Raw genomic sequence first — 25,658 nt, 5'->3', positions numbered from 1 at the left:
CTTCGCCCCCCAGCATGGGATCTCCTGCGAGATGGCCCTAATCTTTAAGGCGAGGCACCCCTGTTCGGCTGGTCAAAATCTAGCACTCAACAATGGAAACGGGCATATCGCATTTCGAGTTGGGAAGGCAGAATCCGGCCAACACTGAGGATTCGAACCAGGGACCAGTCTCAGCCACAATCTTCTTGGTGCAAGCAGTGCCTCCGATGCTGACGAATCGACACTCGAAGCAACGCGCGTTTGAAGTACTTGATCCCCTTTTGAAATAGTTCGATCCACCCCATGCCCGTTCGATATCGACTTGCGTTGTGCTGTGTTGCAGCGCTTTCCGCTGGATGCTCCTCCATCCCGGACTATCAACAACCCGAGGGAGAAAGTGCAGCCAAGTTGCGCGTTGTCGTTCCCAATCCGGAGCAGTTTGCGCTTCGTCTTGCAACGGTCGATCTAACTACATGCAAGCCCGCCGCCGATATCGGTTGGGTTAGCGGAGGCGCAAGGGTTGATACGGTACGAGTGGGCATGCTCGACACTACGATGCCGCGAGATGGCGTCCTTGAGAGGCGAGTTGCACCAGATCGTCCGATGGCGGTCATGCCGTGGATGACCGTTGCGCTGTTCGATGCAGTAACAATCCTCTTCTCGATGAATCCGGCTACGCACGGGGCTATTCAGAAAGCCCAGGCAGGCGTCTGCGCAGTGCCGGTCTTTTCCCCAAAGCCTGGCGAAGAATATGAGTTGTCGATCAAGATGGCAGCGGGCGGTAGGTGCGCCATAACGCTCAGCTTGCTCTCGATCGATGAAGGAAAAGTCTCACGCACCCCTGTGAAGGAGACGGGCTGGGTATCGCTCCCAGCGGGAATGCTTCCAGCAGAGAAAAAACTGATGGAATGCGACAAGAATCAACCGCAAGCCACTGCATCTTCGGCATCACGAGCTGCTTAGTGAACGACTGCTCCGTGGCAATGTGTACTGCCGCTATGGGCCCAATCCGGAAGTTCGCGATGCTCCGCAGCAGTCATTCAGCGCATGTACAGCCCTTCAGTGGAGCGTTGCTTCGAGCACCCTTCCCGGAGCTGCCATCAAGGCTTCTTTGGGGGAGCGCTCGGCGTCGCCGGAGTTGCTGCCTGCGCGGCCCCGCCCAAGGACTGTGCGCAGATTGAATTCCACACAACAGCGTCCAACGGCATGACTCTTGACCAGTCAATCTTCCCCGCGAACACCGGATGAGGCGCGAAACCGAAAAACTGCCCCACAGCCCGCGATACGCCCCGTTCCTTCAGTAAGGCAACACCATTGCTCAAAAGATGTTGTTCCTGCCAAGGCTGAGAGTTCATCAACGTTGCAAACTCTGGACGGTTCGCTGCGACGTGGTGGACCCCGCCTTCCAGTACGTCCAGCTTTTCTACAGCACCAGACCTTCGCTCAAAGAAGAGGTCGCCGAAAGCTGAGGCTTCGATAGGCCCTACTGGACCGGTAACCACGTCCGGCCATTCGGAAAGCAGCCTCCTGAAGTCGAGGTGCGCTGCATCGACGAATAGATCGTCCCAAGTCAATGAACTCATGGGTAGGGAGAAATTGAAAGATAGTCGTCAGAGACAGCTTCTGGCCGATAGGGGCCGGACGCGATATTCCGCCTTACATCGAAAGGCACGTCTGGTCGACAGGGGGCGCCCCTTCGGTTGCTAGGCGCCCTACCCATGAAGATTCGATGGCGCGCTCATGCAAGATCAGCGTCATTCCGTAGTTTTTTTGCCCGCTTCCCGCTCGGGCGGTTCGGGCAATACCTTGAACCCCACGTCATCGGAGTTTGCCGGGCGGTAGACGATTGCCGCCTTGTCGAGGATGCTGACACCCGACAGGAGCGAGGCATCACCCGTCTTGGGTACAAAGGCGATGTACCTCTCGTCTTCGACGAGGAGATAACCCCGTATCTGCACGCGCGGCTTGAGGTGGGGGAAGCCACCCTCCACGATGGTCATCTGGTTGTCGTCGCGGGTATACGGTTGCGCGATGTCGTTGAGCATGACCTTTACAGCGCGCTGCAAGCTGGTCGCTGCAGCCGCTTTCAGAGGATCACCGCCGCTAGAGGTCCAACTGTCTGTGCCGACCAGGGGCCTGACTTCACCCGTGGATGCGAAATAGCGCGTTTCCCAGAGATGGCGCTTGTCGGCGCCGCTCAGTTGTACTTTCAGTATGGTGAAGGGCCGCACCTGAATGTCGTCAATGTACGACAGCAAAAGGGCGCTGGATACATTCAACTGCGTCGGGCTCGGCTCGGTGGTGAGCTTGTCGGCGAGCAGCTTTTTCCCGATGGTCGCTTCGATTTCGTTGCGCGTCTGGTCGGTGAGCTTGATGCGGAGGATTTGTTCGGTGTTGCTGACCCCAGCCGCAGAACTGTTGCTGTTTGCCGCGTGGGCAATGCCCAATCCCAACAAACCAAACATCGCGACGCCGGCATTTCCGCGCTGGTGGCCGCCGACGATCACGTCGCTCTCGGGCACCCTGTAGGCGCCCAGCGGAAGATCGGTCCAACCTGAGAGTTGATCGTTGTTCACTGTGACGGTAACCGGGCCAGCCACCGCGGGAGGCGGCTTTGCTCGGTCGAAGGTGGCGCAAGCGCCAAGCGACAGGCACAGGGCCGCGATAGCGACCTTTTGACCAAGCATTGCAAGCACAGGTGTTCCCCTCCAACGAGTTGTTGTCAATCGATGTAGCGAGCGGCGTAATCCGTCTAAGCCGCTGCAGCGAAGACTGGCTTTGATCGTTCGGTGCTAATGGAGAGCCGAGGCGCCCATAACACTGATTGATTTTCTTGAATTTTCGGACCTAGCCGAATTCTGCCGTATTGGCGAGTGACCGCTCCTGGCCGATAGCGCCACCCCGAATCCTCGCACGGACCACTCAACCCGATAAGCGCAGTTTTTTCAAACGGCGCGGCAAGCATCCATCGGCACCGGGAATTCGGGATTCAACGAAGAAATTCGCAGCTCTTTGAGGCTCCAACACCTGTTGCCCCACAAACGACGGCATCCGCCTACAGTACGCACCCTCCATTTGTGTCCCCAAATTGAGCACAATCCCCCCATGCCAAACATCGCCTCCATCCTCAAAGCCGAAATCTCCCGTGTCGCTCGCAAGGAAGTGCGAGCGGAGATCGAAACCCTCAAGAAGGCCTCCGTCGCGCACCGGGCATCGATTGCCGACTTGCGCCGTCAGGTGAGCGCGCTTGAAAAAGAACTGCGCAAGGTCGCCAAGGGTTCCGCGCGTCAGGCACCGGCCGCCGCCGGTGCTGCGGGCGACGACGCCGATGCAGGCGGCCCCAAGCGCCGCTTCAGTGCCAACCGGCTGGCCGCGCACCGCGCCAAGCTCGGGCTTTCTGCAGCGATCTATGGGCAGCTGGTCGGCGTGTCGGGCCAGACGATCTATCACTGGGAACAAGGCAAGGCACGCCCGCGTGCGGCGCAGCTGGAGCGACTGGCCACGGTGCGGGAACTCGGGGCGCGCGAGATTGCTGAGCGGCTGGAAGCGCAGTAAGCAAGCAACGCGCCCTCGCCCATGAAACTCGGCTACACCATCGTCTACGTTCCCGACGTCGCCCAATCGCTGAAGTTCTTCGAACAAGCCTTCGGTCTGCCCACGCGCTTCCTGCACGAATCGGGCACTTATGGCGAGCTTGAAACCGGCGAGACCACGTTGGCCTTTGCCGCACACGCGCTTGCCGATTCCAACTTTCCGGGCGGGCATGTCGCCGCCTCGGATTCCGTGCAACCGCTGGGCATGGAGCTGGGCCTCGTGACGCCCGACGTGCCCGCCGCGCACAGCCGTGCGCTGGCGGCCGGCGCCACGCAGCTGTCGGCACCGGTGACCAAGCCCTGGGGGCAGGTGGTCTCGTACGTGCGCTGCCCCGACGGCACGCTGGTCGAGCTGTGCTCGCCCATCGGCGGCTGACAGGCGCTCTGCCCCGCTAGCTGGCTGGCCGGCGCCTACCGGGCATAGCTGCCGATCCACGTGCCGGCCTTCGTGATGTAGCCACGGATGCCATCGCGCACGACCTCGAGCACCTGCGGATCGAACGACAGATCGATGTCGTCGTACACCGGATCGATGACCACCTCGCCCGTGGCATCGATGCATCCCCATTTGTGGTTCGTGTGCAGAAAGACGGCGAACCCTGCGTAGCAAAAGCTCGACAGGTCGTCGAAGACGGGGTCGATCGCCATGTTCCCCGCCGTGTCGATGAAGCCCCATTTCTCCCCGATGCGGACTTTGGCCAGTCCGTTCTTGGCGAAGCCGGCAGCCTCCACATAGCGGGCCGGAATTCGGGGTTCACCGCTCGCGTCCATGTAGCCATGGCGATGGTTGCCTCCCTTGAAGGTCGCCAGCCCGCGCGCATCGAACTCACCGAATGCCTTGAATGCCGGGCACAGCACTTCCTTGCCGGTGACGTCGATGAATCCGGTGAAGCCAGTGCGCCGGGCCTTGGCGAGGCCATTGGTGGCGAATGCGCCGATCCCGTCGTAGAGGGTTGGAACCACCAGTTCTCCCCGAAGGTCGATGCATCCGCAGGTGCCTTCCGGCGTGCGGATCATCGCGAGGCCCAAGTCGTCGAACGAGCGGGCGCATTCGAAAACCGCTGTGAAGACCTTGTGGCCCTTGGCATCCACGAAGCCGTGCTGAAACAGCTGTTCCCGGTCAAGGATCACCTTGGAGACGCCCTGGCTGGAAAAATCTTCGGCCTGATGGAACGACGGGCCGACCACGGTGCGACCCGTTCGATCGATGAACCCGAGGCCGGTTTCGCTTTCGCGATCCAGTCGCGCAACCGCAAGGCCGTTGGCGGCAAAGGGCCCCACGTCGTGGAACTGCGGAGGAACAACAGTTTCCCCTCCGACATCGATAAAGCCGAAGAGGCCGCTCGCGGCGGATCTGATGAGAAGCATGGACTCTTTCGCTGTGCCGAGGGACAGACGAAATGATACGGAGGCTTCTCAGGCGCAGCTTCTAGTCGATCAGCGCCACCGCCCGCCGCGCAAACCCCGCGGCCTGCGCGCCCACCTGCACCGCATCGGCCGCCGCCGCGCTGCCGCTCTTCGCACGCGCGGCGATGCCCTCGAGGATCACGGCAAAACGGAACAGCGAGAACGCCAGGTGAAAGTTCGTCACCGGCTCGGCGCAGCCGCCGGCCTGCTGGTAGTGGGCGACGTACTCGTCCTGCGTGGGAATGCCTTCGGCCGCGAGGTCGATGCCCTGCATGCCTTCGAACTCGTCGGCGCCGGTGTGCCAAGCCATGCAGTTGTAGGCCACGTCGGCCAGCGGGTGGCCCAGGGTCGAGAGCTCCCAGTCGAGCACGGCGATCACGCGCGGCTCGGTGGGGTGGAACATGAGGTTGCCGAAACGGAAGTCGCCATGGGCAATGGTGGTTTGGTCGCCCGGTGGCAGGTTGGCCGGCAGCCAGGCGATGAGGCGGTCGATGTTGGCGTCTTCGCGCGTGCGCGAGGCCTCCCACTGCCGGGTCCAGCGCGCGATCTGGCGCTGAAAGAAGTTGCCGGGGCGGCCGTAGTCGGTGAGGCCGACGGCGGCAAGGTCGACCGCGTGCAGGCGCGCCAGGGTCTCGGCCATGGCGAAGTAGTACGCACGGCGCTCGGCGGGCGCGATGCCGGGCAGCGCGTAGTTCGACAGCACGCGGCCTTCGAGCTTCTCCATCACATAGAAGGGCGTGCCCACCACGGCGCGGTCCTCGCAGTACAGCGCGGTGCGCGGCACGGGCACGTCGGTGGCGGCCAGGGCGCGCAGCACGCGGTACTCGCGGTCGACCGCGTGGGCCGAGGGCAGCAGCTCGCCGGGCGGCTGCTTGCGCAGCACCAGCGCGCGGTTGTCGAAGTCGACGAAGAAGGTGGGGTTCGACTGCCCGCCGCCGATGCGCGCCAGACGCATCGGGCCTTCAAGGTCAGGCAGCGCCTGCCGCAGGTGGCGCTGCAAGCGCTCGGCATCGAACTCGAGGCCCGCCGGGGCCGTGGAATCAACTGCCCCGCTCATGGCCGACGGAACACGGGCTCGCGTTTCTCCATGAAAGCTTTCACGCCTTCGGCGAAGTCGGGCCGGTCGATCAGCTCGCGCTGGCGCTCGGCCTCGTGGCGCATCTGGCCGATGAGCGACTGGCTCGCGGCCGATTCGTACACGGCGCGGATCTCGTGCGCGGCGTGTGCAGGCAGGCGCGCGAGCCGCTGCGCGACGGCCACGGCCTGGGCGCGCAGTTCGGCGTCGTCCACGCAGGCCCACACGAGGCCCCATTGCGCGGCCTGTTCGCCCGACAGGCGCTCGCCGAGCAGCGACATGCCAATGGCTCTTGCGCGGCCCACGAGCCGTTCGAGGAACCAGGTGGTGCCCAGGTCGGGCACGATGCCCAGGCGCGGCATGAAGGGCAGGTAGAAGTAGGCCGATCGCGCCACCAGCACGACGTCGGCGGCCAGTGCCACGCCCACGCCGGCGCCCGCGGCGGGGCCGTTGATGGCGCTCACCACGGGGAAGGGCATGCTGCGCAGGTCTTCGATGAGGCGGTTCGACATGGCCTCCATCGCGTCGGCCGTGCGCTGGCCCAGGCTGCCGGGCGCGGTTGCGTCCATGCTGCCCAGGTCTGCGCCTACGCAGAACGATTTGCCGACGCCGGTGAGCACCACGGCGCGCACCTCGCCTTCGTCGCGCAACTGCGCGAGTCGCTGGCGCAAGGCCTCCTGCAGCGGCTGCGTGAGCGGGTTGAGGCGCTTGGGAATGTTGAAGCTGAGGATGGCAACGTCGCCGTCGCGCTCGTACAGAAGGGGGTCCTGGTCGTCAGGCTGGCTCATGGGTGGGCTCCGAAGGGCGTGAGTAGATAAAGGGGTTCACTTCATGTTCAGCGCGGGCCCGACCGGGTCGAGGTCCACGCCGTTGAAGCGCACGGGCTGCATGGAGGCGTAGGCGTGCAGGTCGGCGGCCGAATTGGCCATGGCCACGCCGGGCAGCAGCATCGAGATGCGCGGGCTCTTGAGGGTGCTGGCGGCCACGCGCACGCTCTCGCGCGTGGGGTTGGCGCCGGCCTCGCGCAGCACGTGGGCCATGAGCTGCGCGACGATGTAGCCCGACACGCCGCTGCCGTTGCTCGGGTCGACGCCGCTGGCGTGGGTCTTGAGCAGCTCGAGGTACTCGAGCACCTCGGGGTCGCGACTCCAGCGCGGGCTCATGGGCTCCTTGTAGACGGCGAGCGCGACCACGCCCTTGGCCTTGTCGGCGCCCGCGGGCTCGAAGGCCATCTTCACGGAGGCGGCGGCAAAGTTGAGATAACGGTCGGGCGTCCAGCCCACGTCGGCGACCTTGCGGATGGCCTGCGCGGCGGTGCGCGCGGTGGCGGCCATCACGAGCACGTCGGCGCCGGACGACTTGAGCTGCACCACCTGCGAATCGACGGTGGGGTCGGTCACCTCGAAGGTGGCCTGCGCGACGATCTTCGCCTTGCCCTGCTTCGACAGGCCTTCCTGCAGGCCCTTGAGCACTTCGCGCCCGAGGTCGTCGTTCTGCATGAGCACGGCAATCTTGGCGTCGGGGCGGTTCTCGATGATGTGGCGCGCGAACACGCGGCCCTCGCCCTGGTAGCTGCCGAGAAAGGGCACGGTCCACGGGTACTTGGCGGCGTCGTCGAACTGCGAGGCGCCCGACTGCACGAACAGCTGCGGCACTTTCTTGGCGTTCATGTAGCGCTGGATCGCCATGTTGGGCGCGGTGCCCAGGTTGCCGAAGATGGCGAGCACCTGGTCTTCCTCGACGAGGCGTCGCGCCACCTCGACGGTCTTGGGTGGCGAGTACTGGTCGTCGTAGATCAACAGACGCACCTTGCGCCCGTGGATGCCGCCCTGCTCGTTGAGCTTCTTGAAGTAGGCCTCGGCCACCTTGCCGACCACCGAGTAGCCCGACACGGGCCCCGACAGCGGCATGGGCATGCCCAGCACGATCTCGGCGTCGCTCACGCCGGCCTCGGGCTTCTTCTGGGCCAGGGCCGGCAGGCTGATGCAGAGCGTGGCAAGGCCCACGACAAGGCCGGAAGCCAGGGCGGTGCGGCGGGAAAGCGGATGAACCATGTCGCGTGTCTCCTTCTGTGTTGCTGAGTGGCCGGGTGGCCTGCGTCGTCAGTCGTCGTCGGAAAGCGGTTCAGGCGGTGGTGGCCCGGTTCGGCCCCATGTAGCCGAAGAGGTGGCCCGCCACCTTGCGCATCTGGATCTCTTCGGAGCCCTCGGTGATGCGGTAGCGGCGGTGGTGGCGGTAGATGTGTTCGAAGGGCTTGTGGCGCGAGTAGCCGATGCCGCCGTGCACCTGCATCGCGCGGTCGGCGGCCTCGCACACGAGGCGGTTGGCCCAGTAGTTGCACATCGAGACCTTGTCGGACAGCTGCTTCTCGACCTGCGGCTTGGGCATCTGGTCCATCTGCCACGCGGTCTTGCGGATCAACAGGCGCAGCATCTCGACCTGCGTGGCCAGCTCGACCAGCGGAAACTGGATGCCCTGGTTGCGCGCCAGCTCCTCGCCGAAGGGCTTGCGCTCGCGCGCGTACTTGACGCTCTCGCGCACGCAGTAGTCGGCGGCGCCCAGGCTCGACGCGGCCTGGCGGATGCGGTTCTCGTGCACGAAGTGCTGGGCAATGGCCAGGCCGCCGTCGAGCGGGCCGAGCACGGCGTCTTCGGGCACCCACACGTTCGTGAAGCTCACGCGCGGGTGGTCGGTGGGCATGTTGAAGGTCCAGAGGTACTCCTCGATCTTCACGCCCTCGGCCTTCGCGGGCACAAGCAAGGCGCTGATGCCGCGCGCGTCGCCGTCGCGCCCATTGGTGCGCGCGAACAGCACGCAGTGCGTGGCGGTGTGCATGCCGGTGGTCCACATCTTTTCGCCGTCGATGCGAAAGCCGGCGCGGCCGAGGCGTGCTTCGGGCACGGCGCGCGTTTCCATATGGGTGGCATCGGAGCCGTGCTGCGGCTCGGTGAGGCCGAAGGTCAGGCGCACGCGCTCGTCGAGCATGCCCTGGATGAGTTCGTCGCACTGCGCGGGCGTGCCGAAGTCGCGGATGGCGAGCACGAAGGGGTTGTTGGCGACGATCGAATGTTCGTTCTGCAAGTCGTTGTGCAGGCCCAGGCCGCGCGCGGCAAAGTGCTCGCGGATCACGGCCATCCAGAGGTTGCTGCCGTCGCGCCCGCCGAATTCGGCGGGCAATGCAAAGCGCAGGTGGCCCGCGCGGTCGGCGCGGTGGCGCGCCTCGGCCAGCAGCGCTTCCCACTCGGGGCGCGGCAGGCCGCCGTTCTCGAAGTCGGTGCGGGCCCATTCACGGCGATGGTCGAAGAAGCGCTCGTTATCGTCCTGCGCCTGCAGCGGCGCGATCTCTCGGTCGATGAAGGCGTCGAGTTCCGCGAGGTAATCGACGAGGTCGCGGGGCAGGTCGAAGTCCATGGCTCAGTCTTTCTTCTTCGTGCCGGCGGCGTAGCCGGGCTGGTCGATGGCGAGCTTGTCGCGCGTGGTCTGGCGCAGGTGGTCGATCAGGCCGGGGGTGGCGGCGTCGAGGTCGCCCGAGGCGATGCGGGCGCAGAGCAGGCGGTTTGCTTCGGCTAGGTCGGCGGGCACGCCAGGGCCCAGCAATGCGTGCAGCCGCGCCAGCTCACTCGCCTGCGCGCGCGGGCCGAGCTGCACTTCGCGCCGCGCGATGTCGAGCGTGTTCGCGGCCACGCGCGCATGAAAAGCGACCTGCCCTTCGGTCGCCGGCACCACCTGCTCGCGCAGGAAGGCGGCAACGGCCTCGAGCAGCTCGGCGATGTCGGGGCGGTCCTGCATCAGGCGGCCTCTTCCTCGGGGGCGAGCAGCGCCAGCAGGTCCGATTCGGCCTCCGACGCGCGGCGGCCGATGGCGGCCTTCTCGACGTCGCGCTCGCGGCCGCTGAGCCACGCATGCACCATGGCCTCACAGACGATGCCCCACTTGAGCGTGCCCAGCACCTCCCACCAGCGCACGCGCGCGGCATCGACCTGCCCGCCCTCGGCGGTGTAGCCCTCGAAGAGCTGCTCGCGCGTGCCGAAGCCGCCCACGGGCAGCGCGCCGTGGCCGAAGCGCCAGGAGCGCACGCACATCCAGCCGAGGTCTTCCATGGGATCGCCGAGGTGCGCCAGCTCCCAGTCGAGCACGGCGCGCAGGCCTTCCTCGCCGATCATGAGGTTGCCGTTGCGGAAGTCACCGTGCACGAGCACCGGCGCGGGCACGTCGGCCGGCGCATTCGCGCGCAGCCACCGGAACGCGAGTTCGAACACGGGGCGCGCGGTGCCGTGGCTGCGGTGCAGGCCGATCTGGAAGTCGAGCTCCGCGCGCGCGGCGGCCGTGCGCAGCGGCGGCAGGTTGTGCGCGGGCAGGCGATGGATGCGTGCCATGGCCGCACCGCACTGGCGCGCCAGCACGCGGCGCGCGCCGGCCAGGCGCTCGTCGCGCACGATGCGGCGGCCCAAGGTTTCGCCCTCGATGCGGTCCATGACGAAGCCTTCACCGAGCCCATCGGCCGGCTGCAGCACATGGCGCACGCCAGGCACGGGCACGCCGCCTGCGCGTGCGGCCTCGATGAGCAGCGCTTCCGCCGCCAGGCCCGCGGTGCCCAGGGCGCGCGCGCCGCTGGCATCGGCCGCGCGGCGCAGCACCAACGGCTGAACATGGCTCGCGCCATTCGTCGTCACATCGAAAGCCCAGGTCTGCTGGCTGGCGCCGCCCGAGAGCCGGCGCACGGCCTGCACCACATGGCCATCGGGCACGAGCCGCCCGGCCAGCCGCTGCAGTGCGTTCGCGATCAGGGTCGCGTCATCGTGCACGGGCGACGCGTGCCTGGAGCTTGCGCAGCAGCCCGACCACGCCGCCGGGCATCGCGAACATGAAGGCGATCAGCACCACGCCGTACACCGCCCAGGGCGCGGCCTTGGAGACCTTCTCGGCCAGCGAGGGCACGAACATGATGAAGATGGCACCGAAGATCGCGCCGTACAGCGTGCCCACGCCGCCCACCACGATGCCCACCAGCAGCGAGATCGACAGGAACAGCGTGAACGAATCGGGCGCCACGAACTGCACGGCAATGGCCGACAGCGCGCCGCCCACGCCGGTGTACGCGGCCGACACGCCGAAGGTCATGGCCTTGTAGTGGCTGTTGTCCACGCCCATCGCCTCGGAGGCCATGGCGTGGTCGCGGATGGCGCGCATGGCCCGGCCGCTGCCGCTTTGCAGCAGGTTGTGGGCAATGAAGAACATCACGACCGCGACGAACAGCGAGAACAGGTAGAGCCACTGGTCTTCATTGAGCGGCAGGCCGAAGGGCGCGGCGGGCTTCATGAGCACGATGCCCTGCACGCCGCCGGTCCAGGCCTCGAGGTGCTTGTACTTGAGCAGCTGCGGCATCGCGACGCCGAGCGCAAAGGTGGCCAGCGCCAGGTACAGCCCTTCGAGCTTGAGCGCGGGCCGCCCGAACAGGTAGCCGACGATCAGGCACACCACGGCCGCCGCCGGCACCGTGAGCCAGTACGGCACGCCCGCGTGCTCCATGAGGATGCCGGTGGTGTAGGCGCCAATGGCATAGAAGGCGCCGTGACCCAGCGAGATCTGGCCGTTGTAGCCCGTGAGGATGTTCAGGCCCAGCAGCGCAATGGCATACGAGATCACCATGGTCGCCTGGAACAGCTGGTAGCCGCGCGCCACGAAGGTGATGCCGATGGCCAGCACGATCAGCAGGCCGACCCACAGGAGCGGAGAGCGCGAGGGCTTGGCGGTGCGTACGTTGGCCGACGCACCGAGCGGTGCCATGGCCGTCGGCAAGGAGGAGGCTTGAGGGGAGTTCATGCGATCAGACCCGGGTGACCAACTTGCGGCCCATGAGGCCGGAAGGCTTGACGATGAGCACGCCGACGATCAGCACCAGCGCCACCGACAGCTTGAGTTCGGTGCCCACCACGTAGGTGCCGATGAGGTTCTCGAGCACGCCGACGATGAAGCCGCCGAGCACCGCGCCCACGGGGCTGTCGATGCCGCCGATGAGCGCGCCGGCAAAGGCGTACAGCAGCACGCCGGTCATCATGTGCGGGTCGAGGAAGACCACGGGTGCGACCATCATCCCGGCCACCGCGCCGATGGCGCCGGCCAGGCCCCAGCCCAGCATCAGCATGCGCCCGACGTTGATGCCCACCAGCCGCGACGAGGCCGCGTTCTGCGCCGCGGCGCGCATCGCCAGGCCCAGCGGCGTGAAGCGGAAGAACGCGAACAGCAACAGCACCACCAGCAGCGTGACGCCGATGGCGCCCATCTCGTGCGCCGACATCATGGCGCTGCCGAACCACGCGTCCGACGGGAACGGGCTCGGGAACTGCTTGATGGTGTAGCCGAAGAGCCAGCCCGCCAGACTGTGGAAGATCACCAGGAGGCCGATGAACACCACCACCACCGACAGCGCCGGCTTGTCGTGCATGGGCCGGATGACGGTGAACTCCACCACGGCCGCGAGCACGAAGGACAGCGCCACGGTCGCGACGAAGGCGGCCCAGTACGGCAGGCCGGCCTGCATGAGGCTCCAGGCGATGAAGGTCGAGAACATCGCCATCTCGCCCTGCGCGAAGTTGATGTGGTGCGTGGCCTGGTAGATCATCACCAGCGCCAGCGCAACGCTGGCGTAGATGCCGCCGGTGGCCAGGCCCGCCAGCAGTTGGTGCAGGAATGCATTCATCGGTGTGAGGCCCTTATTCGCCGAGATACGCTTTGCGCACGGCGTCGTTGCGGCGGATGTCGGCGGCGGTGCCCGAGAGCACGATGCGGCCGGTTTCCAGGAGGTAGGCCGAGTCGGCCAGGTCGAGCGCGAGCTTGGCGTTCTGCTCCACCAGCAGGATCGACACGCGCTCTTCCTTGTTGATGCGCCGCATGATCGAGAAGATGTCCTTCACGATGAGCGGCGCGAGCCCGAAGGAGGGTTCGTCGAGCAGCAGCAGGCGCGGCTTGCCCATGAGCGCGCGGCCGATGGCCAGCATCTGCTGCTCGCCGCCCGACAGCGTGCCGGCCTGCTGGGCGCGGCGCTCGCGCAGGCGCGGGAAGTAGTCGAACACGCGCTCCATGTCGGCGTCGATGCCGTCCCTGCTCGCGCGGGCGTAGGCGCCCAGCCGCAGGTTCTCTTCGGTCGTGAGGCCCAGGAAGGTGCCGCGCCCGTCGGGCACGTGGCCCACGCCGGCCTTGGCGATCTGCTCGGTGGAGCGGCCGTCGATGCGCTGGCCGGCCAGCATGATGCGGCCTTCGGTGCTCACCATCATCTGGCACAGCGCGCGCAGCGTGGTGGTCTTGCCGGCGCCGTTGGCGCCCAGCAGCGCCACGACCTGGCCGGTGGGAATGTCGAGGTCGATGCCTTGCAGCACGCGCGTCGGGCCGTACGCCGCATGCAGCCCGCGCACCTCGAGGATGTTCGTCGTCATGCCATCGCCTCCGCTTCTGCTTCCTCGCCCAGGTAGGCGCGGATCACCTCGGGGTGCGCGCGCACCTCGGCCGGCGTGCCCTCGGCGATCTTCTTGCCGAAGTTCAGCGCCACCACCTTGTCCGACACGCCCATCACGAGGCTCATGTGGTGTTCGACCAGCAGCACCGTCACGTTCAGGCGGTCGCGGATGTCGCGGATCAGCGTGCCCAGGCTCTCAAGCTCTTCGTGGTTGAGGCCGCAGGCCGGCTCGTCGAGCAGCAGCAGCTGCGGCTCGGCCGCCAGTGCGCGCGCCAGCTCGACGCGCTTTTGCGTGCCGAACGGCAGGTCGGCCACTTCGCGTTCGGCCACGGCCTCGAGGTCGAGAAAGTGGATCAGCTGGTCGGCCCGCGCCCGCGCCTGCGACTCGATGGCCGCCACGCCGGGCAGCCGGAAGGCGTTGCGCAGAAAGCCCGCGTGGTGCTTGCTGTGGCAGCCCACCAGCACGTTGTCGCGCACGGTCATCGTGCGAAACAGCGCCAGGTTCTGGAAGGTGCGCCCGATGCCCAGGCCCGCCATGCGGTGGCGCGGCAGGCGCGTGAGCGGATGGCCATCGAACTCGATGCGGCCGGCGCTGCACTCGTACAGGCGCGAGAGACAGTTGAACAGCGTGCTCTTGCCCGCCCCGTTCGGCCCGATGAGGCCGCAGATCTGGCCCCGCCGCACGTCGAACGAGACGCCGTCGAGCGCCACGATGCCGCCGAAGCGCACCGACACCGCGTCGATGCGCAACAGGGGGGTGTTCTCTTTGTCTCCGCGATCGGTGTCATGAATCATGCGTCGATCTCTTTTTTTGAGGGAACGGAAAAGGTCAGCGCCGCCCCCGCGGGCGCTGCCAGGTGGCGGCGCAAGGGCCGCCCGGCTTCGTCAGAGCCGCTCTACGATGGTCACGTTGGCCATGCCGCCGCCTTCGCACATGGTCTGCAGGCCGTAGCGCTTGCCACGCTGGCCCAGGGCGTTCACCAGCGTGGTCATCAGCTTGGTGCCCGAGGCGCCCAGCGGGTGGCCCAGCGCAATGGCGCCGCCGTTCACGTTGATGCGGGCCGGGTCGGCGCCCAGCGCCTTGAGCCAGGCGATGGGCACGGGCGCGAAGGCTTCGTTGACTTCGTACAGGTCGATGTCCTCGATCTTCATGCCGGCCTTTTGCAGCGCGCGCTGCGTGGCGGGCAGCGGGGCCTCGAGCATGATGACCGGGTCGTGGCCCAGCACGCTCATGTGGTGGATGCGCGCCAGCGGCTTCACGCCCAGCGTCTTCAGGCCGCGCTCGTTCACGACCATGAGGCCGCTGGCGCCGTCGCAGATCTGGCTGGCGGTGGCCGCGGTGCAGCGCCCGCCTTCGGCGATGAGCTTGACGCCGGCGATGCTCTCCAGCGTGGCGTCGTAGCGGATGCCTTCGTCGGTGGTGTGCAGCTCGCCGGTCTCGGTGCCGTCGGCCATGCGCACGGCCACGGGCACGATCTCGCGCTCGAAGTGGCCAGCCTTCGTGGCGGCGATGGCGCGGTGGTGGCTTTCGAGTGCGTAGCGGTCGAGCGCGTCTTTCTCGATGCCGTAGTTGCGCGCGATCATCTCGGCGCCCGTGAACTGGCTGAACTGGATGCCGGGGTAGCGCTTTTCCATGCCGGGGCTCACGTAGAAGCCCAGGTTGTTCTTCAGCGGCAGCGTGGTGGGCAGGCCCATGGGCACGCGGCTCATGCTCTCGACGCCGGCGGCGATGACGATGTCCATCGTGCCCGACATCACGGCCTGCGCCGCGAAGTGCAGTGCCTGCTGCGACGAGCCGCACTGGCGGTCGACCGAGGTGGCGGGCACCGACTCGGGCAGGCGCGAGGCCAGCACCGCGTTGCGCGCCACGTTGGAGGCCTGCTCGCCGGCCTGGCCGACGCAGCCCATGATGACGTCCTCGATCAGGGCGGGGTCGGCGTCGGTGCGCTCCACGAGGGCGTTGAGCACCTGGGCGGCCAGGTCGGCCGGGTGCCATCCGGCGAGGCGGCCGTTGCGGCGGCCGCCGGCGGTGCGCGCGGCGGCGACGATATAGGCTTCGGGCATGTGAAATCTCCGGTGAGTGATCGGTTCGCGTCCTGCGCATTGTTGGCGCCGCGCCGCCGCACAGCGTCGTCGGAACCGACGATTTTCGGGCGCCCCACCCGCCGGGCGCCCCCCCCTCACCGGTGGCCGAACACGGGCGGGCGCCGCGCAAGGAAGGCGCGCAGGCCCTCGTGCGCGTCTTCGGTGGCGAAGCGCGCATGCAGCTGGCGCCGCTCGAACAGGATGCCCTCGGACAGCGGCGACTCCCACGCGCGGTTGACCGACTCCTTGATCGCCACCAGCGCCGGCAGCGAGTACCCCGCGATGCGCGCGGCCAGCGCCAGGGCCTCAGGCATGAGCGCCTCGGGCGCGACCACGCGCGACACCAGGCCGCAGCGGTCGGCCTCGGCCGCGTCGAGCACGCGCGCGGCCAGGCACATCTCCATCGCCTTGGCCTTGCCGATGGCGCGCGGCAGGCGCTGGGTGCCGCCGGCGCCCGGCAGCATGGCGAGCTTGACCTCGGGCAGCGCGAAGCGCGCCGATTCGGCGGCCAGCACGATGTCGCAGGCCAATGCCAGCTCGCAGCCGCCGCCGTAGGCCACACCGGCCACCGCGGCGATCACGGGCTTGCGCACGCGGCGGATGGCTTCCCAGTTGCGGGTGATGAAGTCGTCGCGCACCACGTCGGCGTAGCCCCAGTCGGCCATGGCCGCGATGTCGGCGCCGGCGGCGAAGGCGGTGTCGCCGCCGGTGACGACGATGGCGCCGATGCCCGCATCGGCATCGAAGGCCAGCAAGGCGGCGCCGAGGGCGTCCATGAGCGCGTCGTCCAGCGCGTTGAGCTGGCGCGGGCGGTTCAGGGTGATCACGCCGACGCGGCCGTCGACTTGGGTGAGCACGGGGGCGTCGGGCATCGTCATGAACTCAGTCCACCACGATCTTCTGGCGCGCAATCAGCGAGGAGAGCATCGCGCCTTCGTCGGCCAGCAGCTTGCGGAACTCGGGCGTGCTCATGGCCACGGGCTCGGCGCCCAGGTCGCCGTAGCGCGACTTGACGGCGGGCAGCGCCAGCGCCTTGCCGAGTTCGGCGCTCATGCGGGCCAGCACCTCGGGCGGCGTGCCGTTGGGCGCCCACATGCCGAACCAGATGTCGAGGTTGGCGCCCGGGAAGCCCTGCTCGCCCACGGTGGGCACGTCGGGGAAGAAGGGCGAACGCTTGGCGCTCACGATGCCCAGCAGCTTGGCCTTGCCCGCGCGGATGTGCTGGAAGGCGATGCCGGGGTCGCAGACGAAATCGGCCTGGCCCGAGAGCACGTCCTGCAGCGCAGGCGCCGCGCCGCGGTAGGGTACGTGCGTCACCTGCGTGCCGGTGGCCTGCTTGAACAGCTCGCAGGCCAGGTGCGGCGGCGTGCCCGCGCCGGCCGAGGCGTACGAGAGCGTGCCGGGCTTGGTTCGCGCCAGCGTGACCAGTTCGCGCACGTCCTTCGCGGGCAGCTGCGGCTTGGCGACGAGGTACATCTGCGTGCGCCCCACGGTGGCCACCGGCGTGAGATCGCGCGAGGGCAGCAGGCTCGCCTTGAAGAGCGAGGGGTTGGCGGTCTCCACCGAAGTCGGTGCGATGAGGAAGGTGTGGCCGTCGGGCGCGGCGCGCACCACCTCGGAGGCCGAGATGTTGCCGCTGGCGCCGGGCTTGTTGTCGATCAGCACGGTCTGGCCGAGCGACTCCGACAGCGACTGCGCAAGGATGCGCGCCATGACGTCGGTGCTGCCGCCGGGCGCAAAGCCGACGACCACGCGGATGGGCTTGGACGGCCATGCGCCCGCAGCCCCGGTGGGTGTGGTTGCAGGCGCCTGGGCCCAGGCCGCGTGGCCGGCGAGCGCGAGGCCGCCCAGTGCGGCCACGGCGCGGCCCAGCCGCCGGCCCACGCCGGCGGCGAATTGCTTCTTGTGCATGTGTTGTCTCCGTTGTGGCGTCGAAAGGATCGGCAGGTGCGCTCAGGCGGCCGGGGCGCCCGATTCGTCCGCGCGCAGCAGGTCGCGCAGCTTGAATTTCTGGATCTTTCCGGAGGGCGTGGACGGCATCGTCTCGCGCACCACGAGGCGCTCCGGGATGTACTGCAGCGCCACCTTCTCGGCCTTGAGGAAGGCGACGATCGACGGCAGGTCGACCTGCCGCCCCGGCCTGGGCACCACCACCGCGCAGGCGCGCTCGCCCAGGCGCTCGTCGGGGTAGGCGACCACCGCAGCCATGGCCACGTCGGGGTGGCGGTACAGCAGCGACTCGATCTCGACCACGGGGATGTTCTCGCCGCCGCGAATGATCACGTCCTTGGTGCGCCCGGCGATGCGCACGTAGCCGCGCTCGTCGATGCGCGCGAGGTCGCCGGTGTCGAACCAGTCGGCCGCGTCGGTGCCGTTGAGCTGCGGGCGCTTCAGGTAGCCGCCGAAGTTGGAGCAGGCGCGCAGCAGCAGCTTGCCGACCTCGCCCGCCGGCAGCGCGAGGCCGTCGACATCGACCACCTTCAGCTCCACGCCGGGCAGCGGGCAGCCGTCGGTGTGGATGGAGCGCTCGTCGTCGTCGTCCAGCCGCGTGAGCGTGACGGCGCCGTTCTCGGTCATGCCCCAGGCCGAGACGATCTTGGCGCCCAGCGCCTGGCGCGCCTGCTCGACCAGCGCGCCCGGAATGGGCGCACCGGCGCAGAGAAAGGCACGCAGCGTGGGCACGGCCGTGCCCGACTCGGCCACGGTCTTCGACAGGTCGGACAGGAAGGGCGTGGACGCCATGGTGAAGCTCACGCCCTCGGCATTGATCGACGCGATGGCCTGCTTCGGCTCCCAGATGTCCTGCAGCACGACCGAGGCCTGCAGCAGGATCGGCATCATGAGCCCGTACATGAAGCCGGTCTGGTGTGCCATGGGCGAGGCCATGAGCACCACGTCGGCGGCGCCCAGGCCGAGCCGCTGCGCGTAGGGCACGATGTTGGCCATGGTGGTGTTGGCCGAGTGCATCACGCCCTTGGGCTCGCCGGTGGTGCCCGAGGTGTAGATGAGCTGGGTCACGTCGTCGGGGCCGGGCCGGTGCTGCTGCAGGATCTGCGCGGCATCGGGCTCCTGCTCCCATGCGGGGCCGGCCAGCAGTGCCTCGAAGCTGTTGGCGCCGCTGCCGCCGACCACCACCACCTGCGCCAGGTCGGGCAGGCCGGCCTGCAGGCCCATGGCCATCTGTTCGAAGTCGAAGCCCCGGAAGCGCGCCGGCACGACCAGCACCTTGGCCGCACCGTGCCGCAGCATGAACGACAGCTCGCGCTCGCGGAAGATGTGCATCAGCGGGTTCATCACCGCGCCGATGTGCGAGCAGGCCAGGTAGGTCAGCGTGAACTCCCACCAGTTGGGCAGCTGGCAGGCCACCACGTCGTTGCGGCCCACGCCCAGCCGCGCCAGGCCGACGGCGATGCGGTCGGCCATGCGGCCCAGCTCGCGGTAGGTGAAGCGCACGGTGGCGGCCTCGCCCTCCCCGTCCTTCACGCGCACCGCGGTGAGCGCCACCTTGTCGGGACAGGCGGCAATGCAGGCGTCGAGCGCATCGTTGATGGTGCAGTCGTGCCACAGGCCCTGGGCCACCATGCGCGCGCGGCGCGGGGGCAGCAGTACGGCGTCGAATTCCATGATGTCGTGTCTCCTCTTGTTGTGCGAACCGGAAAACCAGGAACCGCCGACTACGCCGGCACCGCCGAGCGCCCGGCGCGCGTGCGGGCGACGATGGTCTTCATGATCTGGGCCGTGCCGTCGCCGATCTGGAAGCCCAGCACGTCGCGCAGGCGCTGCTCCATCGGCCCGCGGTCGTAGCCGCCGTGGCCGAACATCAGCAGGCACTGGTGGATGGCGTCGTAGGCCAGCTTGGGGCCCCACCACTTGCACATGGCGGCCTCGGCGGTGTGCGGCGCGCCCTTGTCCTTGAGCCACAAGGTCTGCAGGCACAGCAGGCGCGCGGCCTCGATCTGCGTGTCGAAGTCGGCCAGCGGATGCGACACGCCCTGGAACGCCGACAGCGGCTTGCCGAAGGCCTCGCGCTGCGCCACGTACTCCCAGGTTTCTTCCAGCGCCACGCGCGCCACGGCCAGCACCTGCAGCCCGATGAGCGCGCGCGAGAAGTCGAAGCCCTGCATGACCTGCACGAAGCCCTTGTTCTCCTCGCCCAGCCGGTGGTCGACGGGCACGCGCACGTTCTCGAAGAACAGCGAGCCGCGCCCGATGGCGCGCTGGCCGTGGCAGTCGAAGCGGTTGCGCGTGACGCCGGGCAGGTCCATTGGCACCAGCAGCGCGGTCACGCCGTGGGCCGCCGACTCGATGCTGCCGGTGCGGCCGAACACCACGGCAGCGTCGGCCTGGTCGGCGGCCGAGATGGAGGTCTTCTCGCCGTTGAGCACGTAGTGGTCGCCCACGCGCTCCACGCGCAGGCGCAGGTTGGCGGCGTCGGAGCCGCCGCGCGGCTCGGTGAGCGCAATGGCGAACAGCGCCTCGCCCTGCGTGAGCTTGGCCAGCCACGGCGCGACCACTTCGGGCCGGCCGTGCTCGCAGAGGATCTGGCCGTTGAGCGAAGCCAGCAGGTTGATGTAGCTCAGGCTCAGGTCGGCGCGGGCGATCTCTTCGTGGATCACGCCGGCGGCCAGGCAGCCCAGGCCCTGGCCGCCGTGGGCCTCGGGCAGCTCGGGCGCGATGAAGCCCATCTCGCCCATCTCGCGCATCAGCGCGCGGTCGAGCACGCGCGTGGCGTCGCGCTCCAGGAAGCCGGGCGCCACGCGCCCGGTGGCGAAGCGGCGCGCATGCTCGGCCAGCGTCACCAGGTCGTCGTCGATGTACGGGTTCATCGCGGTGGTCCTGCTGTGGCTACTTGGCGTACTTGCGGAACTCGGGCTTGCGCCGTTCCTGCAGGGCCGCGACGCCCTCGCGCGACTCTTCGGTGTCGTAGTACAGCTTGAGCGCGTACATGCCCAGGCCCGCGATGCCGGCCTGGTGCGCCGTGTCGGCGTTGAAGCTGCGCTTGGCGATGGCCAGCGCGGTGGGGCTGCGCTCGCAGATTTCCTCGGCCCACTTCTGCACCTCGGCGTCGAGCTGCTCGTGCGGCACCACGGCGTTGGCCAGGCCCATGGCCACGGCCTCGGCGCCGCTGTAGCGGCGGTTCAGGTACCAGATCTCGCGCGCCTTCTTCTCGCCGACGACGCGGGCCAGGAACGCGGTGCCGTAGCCCGGGTCGACCGAGCCCATCTTCGGGCCGACCTGGCCGAACACGGCTTTCTCGGAGGCGATGGTCAGGTCGCAGATGGTGCACAGCACGTTGCCGCCGCCGATGGCAAAGCCCTGCACGCGCGCGATGACAGGCTTGGGCACGTTGCGGATGGCGTCGTGCAGCTCTTCCATCGGCAGGCCGATGGTGCCGCGCCCGTCGTAGTTGCCGTTGTGGGCCGACTGGTCGCCGCCGGTGCAGAAGGCCTTCTCGCCGGCGCCGGCCAGCACGATGGCGCCCACGCCGCGATCGTAGCCCGCGCGGTTGAGCGCGCGGATGATCTCGTCGCAGGTCTGGCCGCGGAAGGCGTTCATCTTCTCGGGGCGGTTGATGGTGATCCACGCCACGCCGTTGCGCACGTCGTAGAGGATGTCTTCGAAGTCGGGGGATGCCATGGGGGTCTCCTGAAAGGTGTCGGGTGTGGGGGGGGGTCAGCCGTTCATCGTCAGGCCGCCCGAGACGCTGAGCACCTGCCCGGTCACGAAGGCCGCGTCGTCGCTGGCGAAGAAAAGAATGGCGCCCGGCAGGTCGTTCGGCTGGCCGATGCGGCCCAGCGGAATGGAGCGCGTGAAGGCCTCCATGAGCTTCTCGGGGTTGCCCGCGCCTTCCTTGTATTCGGCGAACAGCGCGGTGTCGGTGGGGCCGGGGCACACCACGTTCACGGTGATGCCGTGGCGCGCGTGCTCGCGGGCGATGGTTTTCGAGAACGCCACCAGCCCGCCCTTGCAGGCCGCGTACACCGCCTCGCCCGAGGAGCCCACGCGCGCCGCGTCGGAGGCGATGTTGACGATGCGCCCCGCCTTGCGCGCGGCCATGCCGGGCAGCACGGCGTGGTGCATGTGCAGCGCGCCGGTGAGGTTGATGGCGATGAGCTTGTCCCACTGCGCGGGCTCGGTCTTGGTGAAGGGCTTGAACACGTCCCAGCCGGCGTTGTTGACCAGCACGTCGACCGGGCCGAAGCGCTCCACCACGGCGGCCACGGCCGCGTCGACGCCGGGGCGGTCGGTGATGTCGCAGCGGAAGGCCTGGGCCTGGCCGCCGTCGGCGCGGATCTGCGCGGCCACCGCTTCGGCGGCCTCGAGGTTCATGTCGAACACCGCCACGCGGGCGCCGTCCTGGGCGAAACGGCGGCTGGTGGCGCCGCCGATGCCGCCACCGCCGCCGGTGACGATCACTGTCTTGTCCTGAAATCGCTGCATCTGGTTCTCCTGGGGTGCGAGGGCTTGCTATATCGTTGGGCCGTTGGGCGCCACTTTGAGGCATTTACGTAAATATGTTGACGTATTATGAGATGCTTCTGTGGCGTCGCGCAAGCCTTTCCGAAAGAAAAAACATGCCAAATACTAGTGAAAACACCGACGCAGCACGCATGGCGCTGGCCAACCGGGTGTTCTTTCGCCTCTATCAATGTGCAAACATGTTGCATAAAACCGGCAGCCGAGCGGTCGAAGCCGAGGGCCTGACGACGCAGCAATGGGCCGTGCTCGGCGCGCTGTCGCGCGACGAGGCCGAGGGGGGAATGAGCGTGGGAGACCTGGCGCGCTACCTGAAGGTCAGCCGCCAGAACCTGTCGGGCCTGGTCAGCCGCATGGAGCGCGACGGGCACGTGACGACCGCGCCCGACAGCCGCGACCGGCGGTCACGGCTGGTCACGATGACCGGGTCGGGGCAACACGTGTGGAAGGTGGAAGCGCAGCCGAAGATCTACGCCTACTACGAGCAGGTGCTGGACGGGTTCTCGGTGAACGACGTCACGCACACCCTGCACTACCTGCTGAAGCTGCTCGACAACATGCAGCGGGTGGACGATGTGCAAGGGGGAGCGGAAGAGCCGGCGGAATGACGCCGGCCCCCGCGGCCTGAATCAGGCCTTGGCCAACCGCTTGGCCATGCTCCAGCGGTGCACTTCCGACGGACCGTCATAGATCCGGAAGGCCCGCATGTCGCGGAAGATGCGCGCGGCCACGGTCTCGTCCGACACGCCGCTCGCGCCCAGGATCTGCACCGAGCGGTCGACCACGCGCCATTCGGCCTCCGAGCACAGCACCTTGGCCACGCTCGACTCGTGGCGGCCCTTGCCGCCCTGGTCGAGCACCCACGCGCAATGCCAGATGGTCAGGCGCGAGACGTGCAGGTCCATCTCGTTGTCGGCCAGCATGAAGCCCACGCCCTCGTGCTCCACCAGCGCATGGCCGAAGGCCTGGCGGCGGCGGGCGTAGTCGGCGGCGAGCTCGTGCACGCGGCGCGCGGCGCCGAGCCAGCGCATGCAGTGCGTGAGGCGCGCGGGCGCCAGCCGCACCTGCGCGTAGCGAAAGCCTTCGCCGATGGCGCCCAGCACGTCGGTGGCCGGCACGCGCAAGCCGTCGAAGCGCACCACGCCGTGGCCGCCGGTGAAGCAGCTGTCGAGCGCGTCGATCTGCCGCTCGATCACGATCTCGGGCTGGTCCATGTCGGCCAGGAACATGGTCGATGAACCGTCTTCCATGCGCGCCATGATGATCGCGAAGCCCGCGCCGGTGGCGCCGGTGATGAACCACTTGCGCCCGGTGATCACGTAGTGGTCGCCGTCGCGCACGGCCACGGTCTGCATCATCGACGGGTCGGAGCCGGCGCCGGGCGGCGGCTCGGTCATGCAGAAGCACGAGCGCACGTGGCCGTCGATGAGCGGCTGCAGCCAGCGCGCCTTCTGCGCGGGCGTGGCCACCACCTCCATCAGGTGCACGTTGCCTTCGTCGGGCGCATGGATGTTGAGCGCCACCGGGCCGAGCGGCGAGTAGCCCGCCTCCTCGAAGACGATGGCCTTGTCGACATGCGACAAGCCCAGCCCACCGTGTTCCTTCGACGCATGCGGCGTGAGCAGGCCGGCGCGGCGCGCGCGCGCCACCAGCTCGTCGCGCAGCGCCTCGGCGGGGCCGTGCGAATCCTGCCGGGGGTCGGATTCGAGCGGAATCACCTCCTCGGCGATGAAGCGGCGCGTTCGTTCCTGCAGGTCGAGCTGGGCCGGGGTGAGGCTGAAGTCCATGGTGGGACGCTCCTTCTTTCTCTCAGTGGATTCAAGGACGGATTGAAGACAATGCGGCGCATGGTGCCGACGCGGGCGCGGGTTTCGAGTCGTGAGCGGGACAAGCCCGCCGGATTCGTCCGTTCCGACGATGCCGCGGCCCGGCCTTCGCCCAACACTGACACGCCATGAACACACCTGCAACCGACAACGACGCCGACAACATCCTCCTTCTCACCCGTCCGCAGGACGGCTGCGCCTGCCTCACGCTGAACCGCCCGCAGGCCATGAACGCCCTGTCGCTCGCGCTGCGGCGCGCGCTGGTGCGCACGCTCGACACGCTCGCGCACGACGACAGCGTGCGCGTGCTGATCCTCACCGGCGCGGGCCGCGCCTTCTGCGCCGGCCTGGACCTGCGCGAGATCGACCCCGGCGCCATCACCGGCGACACCGGCACCGACGTGGCCACCGCGCTCGCGAACTTTCCACGCCCGGTGATCGGCGCCGTGAACGGCGCGGCCATCACCGGCGGCCTCGAGGTGGCGCTGGCCTGTGACCTGCTGATTGCCTCGAGCGAGGCGCGCTTTGCCGACACCCACGCGCGCATCGGCGTGATCCCGGGCTGGGGGCTGTCGCAGCGACTGTCGCGGCTCATCGGCATCGCGCGCGCGAAGGAGATGGCCTTCAGCGGCAACTTCGTCGGCGCCGAGCAGGCCGAGCGCTGGGGGCTGGTCAACCGCGTGACGACGCCCGATCAGTTGATGCCCCAGGCGCTGGCACTGGCCGCCGACATCGCGAGCGCGCTGCCCGAGATGCTGCCGGTCTACAAGCGCCTGATCGACGACGGCCATGCGCGCAGCTTTGCCGAAGGCATGGCGCTGGAGCAGGCCGCGACGCGCGACTGGGCCGCGTCGCTCACGCCCGAGGTGCTGCGCGCGCGCCGCGAGGCGGTGCAGGCGCGGGGGCGGGCGCAGAAGGGCTGACGACGGCCCTTCGCCCTGGCCTCAGCGCGGCGCCATCCGGATCGCGCCGTCCAGCCGCACGCTCTCGCCGTTGAAGTAGCCGTTGGTGATCATCAGCTCGGCCAGCGTCGCGTACTCGGCCGGGTTGCCCAGGCGCTTGGGGAAGGGCACCGAGGCGGCCAGCGCGGCCTTCACGTTGTCGGGCGCGCCCTGCAGCAGCGGCGTGTTGAAGATGCCTGGCAGGATGGTGTTCACGCGGATGCCCTCGCCCATGAGGTCGCGCGCAATGGGCAGCGTCATGCCGACCACGCCGGCCTTCGAGGCGGTGTAGGCGGCCTGGCCCATCTGGCCGTCCTGTGCCGCGACCGAGGCGGTGTTGACGATGGCGCCGCGCTCGCCGTCTTCCAGCGCATCGAGCGTGAGCATGCCGGCCGCCGACTTGGCGATGCAGCGGAAGGTGCCCACGAGGTTGATCTGGATGATGCGGTCGAAGTTGGCGAGCGGAAAGTGCTTGATCTCGCCCGAGGCCTTGTCGCGGCTCGCGGTCTTCACCGCGTTGCCGGTGCCGGCGCAGTTGACCAGCACGCGCTCCTGGCCGTGCGCGGCGCGGGCCTTGGCAAAGGCCGCGTCGACCTGCTCTTCCGACGTGACATCGACCTTGCAGAACACGCCGCCCAGCTCCTTGGCCAGGGCCTCGCCCTGCTCCACGTTGAGGTCGAACAGCGCGACCTTCACGCCGTGGCTGGCCAGGCGGCGCGCGGTGGCGGCCCCGAGGCCCGAAGCGCCGCCCGTGACGACGGCAGCAATGCTGGAATCGAGTTGCATCTCTTGTTGTCCTTGGATAGTGAGAGAGAAAGAGAA

27 protein-coding genes are annotated in these 25,658 nt (G+C 68.2%); 5 read left to right on the top strand and 22 right to left on the bottom strand.

Annotation, left to right across the window (positions count from 1 at the left end; translation table 11 throughout):
* Nucleotides 1-519 precede the first annotated feature (519 nt).
* Nucleotides 520-942, top strand: coding sequence for a hypothetical protein (locus AC1RLW_RS26535; protein ID WP_139140350.1), 423 nt, complete (start codon nucleotides 520-522; stop codon nucleotides 940-942).
* Between the two features lie 137 nt (nucleotides 943-1,079).
* Here the strand turns inward: AC1RLW_RS26535 and AC1RLW_RS26530 are convergent, their stop codons facing one another.
* Together AC1RLW_RS26530 and AC1RLW_RS26525 are read right to left on the bottom strand one after the other, a co-directional pair.
* A complete protein-coding gene (locus AC1RLW_RS26530) occupies nucleotides 1,080-1,562 on the bottom strand; it encodes a hypothetical protein (protein ID WP_493195688.1) in 483 nt (160 codons plus the stop codon).
* Nucleotides 1,563-1,733: 171 nt separating this feature from the next.
* The gene (locus AC1RLW_RS26525) at nucleotides 1,734-2,675 is read right to left on the bottom strand and encodes a hypothetical protein (protein WP_139140348.1); all 942 of its coding nucleotides are present in this window, start codon (nucleotides 2,673-2,675) and stop codon (nucleotides 1,734-1,736) included.
* Nucleotides 2,676-3,084: 409 nt separating this feature from the next.
* Between AC1RLW_RS26525 and AC1RLW_RS26520 the strand changes: the two genes are divergently transcribed.
* The gene (locus tag AC1RLW_RS26520; protein ID WP_070062806.1) at nucleotides 3,085-3,534 is read left to right on the top strand and encodes a helix-turn-helix domain-containing protein; all 450 of its coding nucleotides are present in this window, start codon (nucleotides 3,085-3,087) and stop codon (nucleotides 3,532-3,534) included.
* Between the two features lie 21 nt (nucleotides 3,535-3,555).
* Nucleotides 3,556-3,948: a VOC family protein gene (locus tag AC1RLW_RS26515; RefSeq protein WP_070062807.1), complete on the top strand. Its 393-nt coding sequence runs from the start codon at nucleotides 3,556-3,558 to the stop codon at nucleotides 3,946-3,948.
* 35 nt (nucleotides 3,949-3,983) lie between these two features.
* Here AC1RLW_RS26515 and AC1RLW_RS26510 read toward each other — a convergent pair whose 3' ends face one another.
* The 18 genes from AC1RLW_RS26510 to badH form a co-directional block, all read right to left on the bottom strand.
* Nucleotides 3,984-4,940 carry a WG repeat-containing protein gene (locus AC1RLW_RS26510; protein WP_493195687.1) on the bottom strand — a complete coding sequence of 319 codons (957 nt, stop codon included), beginning with the start codon at nucleotides 4,938-4,940 and terminating at the stop codon, nucleotides 3,984-3,986.
* Nucleotides 4,941-5,001: 61 nt separating this feature from the next.
* On the bottom strand, nucleotides 5,002-6,036 hold the full coding sequence (locus AC1RLW_RS26505) for a phosphotransferase (protein ID WP_493195686.1): 1,035 nt from the start codon (nucleotides 6,034-6,036) through the stop codon (nucleotides 5,002-5,004).
* Nucleotides 6,033-6,842: an enoyl-CoA hydratase-related protein gene (locus tag AC1RLW_RS26500; protein WP_493195685.1), complete on the bottom strand. Its 810-nt coding sequence runs from the start codon at nucleotides 6,840-6,842 to the stop codon at nucleotides 6,033-6,035. Before AC1RLW_RS26500 ends, AC1RLW_RS26505 begins: the two co-directional genes overlap by 4 nt.
* 36 nt (nucleotides 6,843-6,878) lie before the next feature.
* Nucleotides 6,879-8,108, bottom strand: coding sequence for an ABC transporter substrate-binding protein (locus tag AC1RLW_RS26495; RefSeq protein ID WP_493195684.1), 1,230 nt, complete (start codon nucleotides 8,106-8,108; stop codon nucleotides 6,879-6,881).
* 70 nt (nucleotides 8,109-8,178) lie between these two features.
* Nucleotides 8,179-9,465: an acyl-CoA dehydrogenase family protein gene (locus AC1RLW_RS26490; protein ID WP_493195683.1), complete on the bottom strand. Its 1,287-nt coding sequence runs from the start codon at nucleotides 9,463-9,465 to the stop codon at nucleotides 8,179-8,181.
* Nucleotides 9,466-9,468: 3 nt separating this feature from the next.
* Entirely contained in the window at nucleotides 9,469-9,843 is a 375-nt protein-coding gene (locus AC1RLW_RS26485) for a DUF6285 domain-containing protein (protein ID WP_493195682.1), read from the bottom strand.
* Nucleotides 9,843-10,859, bottom strand: coding sequence for a phosphotransferase family protein (locus AC1RLW_RS26480; protein ID WP_493195681.1), 1,017 nt, complete (start codon nucleotides 10,857-10,859; stop codon nucleotides 9,843-9,845). The genes AC1RLW_RS26485 and AC1RLW_RS26480 overlap by 1 nt, the downstream gene beginning before the upstream one ends.
* On the bottom strand, nucleotides 10,849-11,841 hold the full coding sequence (locus AC1RLW_RS26475; RefSeq protein WP_493195784.1) for a branched-chain amino acid ABC transporter permease: 993 nt from the start codon (nucleotides 11,839-11,841) through the stop codon (nucleotides 10,849-10,851). The genes AC1RLW_RS26480 and AC1RLW_RS26475 overlap by 11 nt, the downstream gene beginning before the upstream one ends.
* 40 nt (nucleotides 11,842-11,881) lie before the next feature.
* Nucleotides 11,882-12,754, bottom strand: coding sequence for a branched-chain amino acid ABC transporter permease (locus tag AC1RLW_RS26470; protein ID WP_056577629.1), 873 nt, complete (start codon nucleotides 12,752-12,754; stop codon nucleotides 11,882-11,884).
* Between the two features lie 13 nt (nucleotides 12,755-12,767).
* Complete coding sequence (locus AC1RLW_RS26465) at nucleotides 12,768-13,487, bottom strand: ABC transporter ATP-binding protein (protein WP_007834335.1); 720 nt, start codon at nucleotides 13,485-13,487, stop codon at nucleotides 12,768-12,770.
* Nucleotides 13,484-14,302, bottom strand: a complete 819-nt coding sequence (locus AC1RLW_RS26460) for an ABC transporter ATP-binding protein (RefSeq protein WP_062478152.1) — start codon at nucleotides 14,300-14,302, stop codon at nucleotides 13,484-13,486. The genes AC1RLW_RS26465 and AC1RLW_RS26460 overlap by 4 nt, the downstream gene beginning before the upstream one ends.
* 90 nt (nucleotides 14,303-14,392) lie before the next feature.
* The gene (locus AC1RLW_RS26455) at nucleotides 14,393-15,571 is read right to left on the bottom strand and encodes an acetyl-CoA C-acetyltransferase (protein ID WP_062478155.1); all 1,179 of its coding nucleotides are present in this window, start codon (nucleotides 15,569-15,571) and stop codon (nucleotides 14,393-14,395) included.
* A gap of 116 nt (nucleotides 15,572-15,687) precedes the next feature.
* The gene (locus AC1RLW_RS26450; protein WP_493195679.1) at nucleotides 15,688-16,464 is read right to left on the bottom strand and encodes an enoyl-CoA hydratase-related protein; all 777 of its coding nucleotides are present in this window, start codon (nucleotides 16,462-16,464) and stop codon (nucleotides 15,688-15,690) included.
* 10 nt (nucleotides 16,465-16,474) lie between these two features.
* Nucleotides 16,475-17,503 (bottom strand): Bug family tripartite tricarboxylate transporter substrate binding protein, encoded by a 1,029-nt coding sequence (locus AC1RLW_RS26445; protein ID WP_493195678.1) that lies wholly within the window; start codon nucleotides 17,501-17,503, stop codon nucleotides 16,475-16,477.
* A gap of 42 nt (nucleotides 17,504-17,545) precedes the next feature.
* Nucleotides 17,546-19,216 carry a cyclohexanecarboxylate-CoA ligase gene (gene aliA, locus AC1RLW_RS26440; protein WP_493195676.1) on the bottom strand — a complete coding sequence of 557 codons (1,671 nt, stop codon included), beginning with the start codon at nucleotides 19,214-19,216 and terminating at the stop codon, nucleotides 17,546-17,548.
* Between the two features lie 50 nt (nucleotides 19,217-19,266).
* Entirely contained in the window at nucleotides 19,267-20,418 is a 1,152-nt protein-coding gene (gene aliB / locus AC1RLW_RS26435) for a cyclohexanecarboxyl-CoA dehydrogenase (protein WP_493195675.1), read from the bottom strand.
* Between the two features lie 19 nt (nucleotides 20,419-20,437).
* A complete protein-coding gene (gene badI / locus AC1RLW_RS26430) occupies nucleotides 20,438-21,229 on the bottom strand; it encodes a 2-ketocyclohexanecarboxyl-CoA hydrolase (protein WP_095947987.1) in 792 nt (263 codons plus the stop codon).
* Nucleotides 21,230-21,265: 36 nt separating this feature from the next.
* Nucleotides 21,266-22,033, bottom strand: a complete 768-nt coding sequence (gene badH / locus AC1RLW_RS26425) for a 2-hydroxycyclohexanecarboxyl-CoA dehydrogenase (RefSeq protein WP_056577609.1) — start codon at nucleotides 22,031-22,033, stop codon at nucleotides 21,266-21,268.
* A gap of 170 nt (nucleotides 22,034-22,203) precedes the next feature.
* Between badH and AC1RLW_RS26420 the strand changes: the two genes are divergently transcribed.
* A complete protein-coding gene (locus AC1RLW_RS26420; RefSeq protein ID WP_200937575.1) occupies nucleotides 22,204-22,677 on the top strand; it encodes a MarR family winged helix-turn-helix transcriptional regulator in 474 nt (157 codons plus the stop codon).
* 21 nt (nucleotides 22,678-22,698) lie between these two features.
* Here the strand turns inward: AC1RLW_RS26420 and AC1RLW_RS26415 are convergent, their stop codons facing one another.
* Nucleotides 22,699-23,856 carry an acyl-CoA dehydrogenase family protein gene (locus AC1RLW_RS26415; protein WP_062478158.1) on the bottom strand — a complete coding sequence of 386 codons (1,158 nt, stop codon included), beginning with the start codon at nucleotides 23,854-23,856 and terminating at the stop codon, nucleotides 22,699-22,701.
* Nucleotides 23,857-24,023: 167 nt separating this feature from the next.
* On the opposite strand from AC1RLW_RS26415, the gene AC1RLW_RS26410 reads away from it, so the two are divergent.
* Entirely contained in the window at nucleotides 24,024-24,818 is a 795-nt protein-coding gene (locus tag AC1RLW_RS26410; RefSeq protein WP_493195674.1) for an enoyl-CoA hydratase, read from the top strand.
* A gap of 21 nt (nucleotides 24,819-24,839) precedes the next feature.
* Here the strand turns inward: AC1RLW_RS26410 and AC1RLW_RS26405 are convergent, their stop codons facing one another.
* Nucleotides 24,840-25,622, bottom strand: a complete 783-nt coding sequence (locus tag AC1RLW_RS26405; protein ID WP_062478161.1) for an SDR family NAD(P)-dependent oxidoreductase — start codon at nucleotides 25,620-25,622, stop codon at nucleotides 24,840-24,842.
* Between the last annotated feature and the right edge of the window lie 36 nt (nucleotides 25,623-25,658).

This window comes from Variovorax sp. GW822-FHT04A09 (genome assembly GCF_058801005.1).
The sequence above is the reverse complement of the archived record's forward strand: the minus strand, read 5'-3'. Positions and strand labels throughout refer to the sequence as shown.

Excerpts from the sequence above, each read along its gene's own strand:
- AC1RLW_RS26410 (WP_493195674.1), top strand. The coding sequence starts at position 24,024 with ATGAACACACCTGCAACCGACAACGACGCCGACAACATCCTCCTTCTC.
- AC1RLW_RS26485 (WP_493195682.1), bottom strand. The coding sequence starts at position 9,843 with ATGCAGGACCGCCCCGACATCGCCGAGCTGCTCGAGGCCGTTGCCGCC.
- AC1RLW_RS26415 (WP_062478158.1), bottom strand. The coding sequence starts at position 23,856 with ATGGACTTCAGCCTCACCCCGGCCCAGCTCGACCTGCAGGAACGAACG.
- AC1RLW_RS26460 (WP_062478152.1), bottom strand. The coding sequence starts at position 14,302 with ATGATTCATGACACCGATCGCGGAGACAAAGAGAACACCCCCCTGTTG.
- AC1RLW_RS26455 (WP_062478155.1), bottom strand. The coding sequence starts at position 15,571 with ATGCCCGAAGCCTATATCGTCGCCGCCGCGCGCACCGCCGGCGGCCGC.
- AC1RLW_RS26505 (WP_493195686.1), bottom strand. The coding sequence starts at position 6,036 with ATGAGCGGGGCAGTTGATTCCACGGCCCCGGCGGGCCTCGAGTTCGAT.
- AC1RLW_RS26475 (WP_493195784.1), bottom strand. The coding sequence starts at position 11,841 with ATGGCACCGCTCGGTGCGTCGGCCAACGTACGCACCGCCAAGCCCTCG.
- AC1RLW_RS26420 (WP_200937575.1), top strand. The coding sequence starts at position 22,204 with ATGGCGCTGGCCAACCGGGTGTTCTTTCGCCTCTATCAATGTGCAAAC.
- AC1RLW_RS26465 (WP_007834335.1), bottom strand. The coding sequence starts at position 13,487 with ATGACGACGAACATCCTCGAGGTGCGCGGGCTGCATGCGGCGTACGGC.
- AC1RLW_RS26520 (WP_070062806.1), top strand. The coding sequence starts at position 3,085 with ATGCCAAACATCGCCTCCATCCTCAAAGCCGAAATCTCCCGTGTCGCT.
- AC1RLW_RS26495 (WP_493195684.1), bottom strand. The coding sequence starts at position 8,108 with ATGGTTCATCCGCTTTCCCGCCGCACCGCCCTGGCTTCCGGCCTTGTC.
- AC1RLW_RS26515 (WP_070062807.1), top strand. The coding sequence starts at position 3,556 with ATGAAACTCGGCTACACCATCGTCTACGTTCCCGACGTCGCCCAATCG.
- AC1RLW_RS26470 (WP_056577629.1), bottom strand. The coding sequence starts at position 12,754 with ATGAATGCATTCCTGCACCAACTGCTGGCGGGCCTGGCCACCGGCGGC.
- AC1RLW_RS26500 (WP_493195685.1), bottom strand. The coding sequence starts at position 6,842 with ATGAGCCAGCCTGACGACCAGGACCCCCTTCTGTACGAGCGCGACGGC.
- AC1RLW_RS26445 (WP_493195678.1), bottom strand. The coding sequence starts at position 17,503 with ATGCACAAGAAGCAATTCGCCGCCGGCGTGGGCCGGCGGCTGGGCCGC.
- AC1RLW_RS26450 (WP_493195679.1), bottom strand. The coding sequence starts at position 16,464 with ATGCCCGACGCCCCCGTGCTCACCCAAGTCGACGGCCGCGTCGGCGTG.
- AC1RLW_RS26490 (WP_493195683.1), bottom strand. The coding sequence starts at position 9,465 with ATGGACTTCGACCTGCCCCGCGACCTCGTCGATTACCTCGCGGAACTC.
- AC1RLW_RS26530 (WP_493195688.1), bottom strand. The coding sequence starts at position 1,562 with ATGAGTTCATTGACTTGGGACGATCTATTCGTCGATGCAGCGCACCTC.
- badH (WP_056577609.1), bottom strand. The coding sequence starts at position 22,033 with ATGCAGCGATTTCAGGACAAGACAGTGATCGTCACCGGCGGCGGTGGC.
- aliB (WP_493195675.1), bottom strand. The coding sequence starts at position 20,418 with ATGAACCCGTACATCGACGACGACCTGGTGACGCTGGCCGAGCATGCG.
- AC1RLW_RS26405 (WP_062478161.1), bottom strand. The coding sequence starts at position 25,622 with ATGCAACTCGATTCCAGCATTGCTGCCGTCGTCACGGGCGGCGCTTCG.
- aliA (WP_493195676.1), bottom strand. The coding sequence starts at position 19,216 with ATGGAATTCGACGCCGTACTGCTGCCCCCGCGCCGCGCGCGCATGGTG.
- AC1RLW_RS26510 (WP_493195687.1), bottom strand. The coding sequence starts at position 4,940 with ATGCTTCTCATCAGATCCGCCGCGAGCGGCCTCTTCGGCTTTATCGAT.
- AC1RLW_RS26535 (WP_139140350.1), top strand. The coding sequence starts at position 520 with ATGCTCGACACTACGATGCCGCGAGATGGCGTCCTTGAGAGGCGAGTT.
- badI (WP_095947987.1), bottom strand. The coding sequence starts at position 21,229 with ATGGCATCCCCCGACTTCGAAGACATCCTCTACGACGTGCGCAACGGC.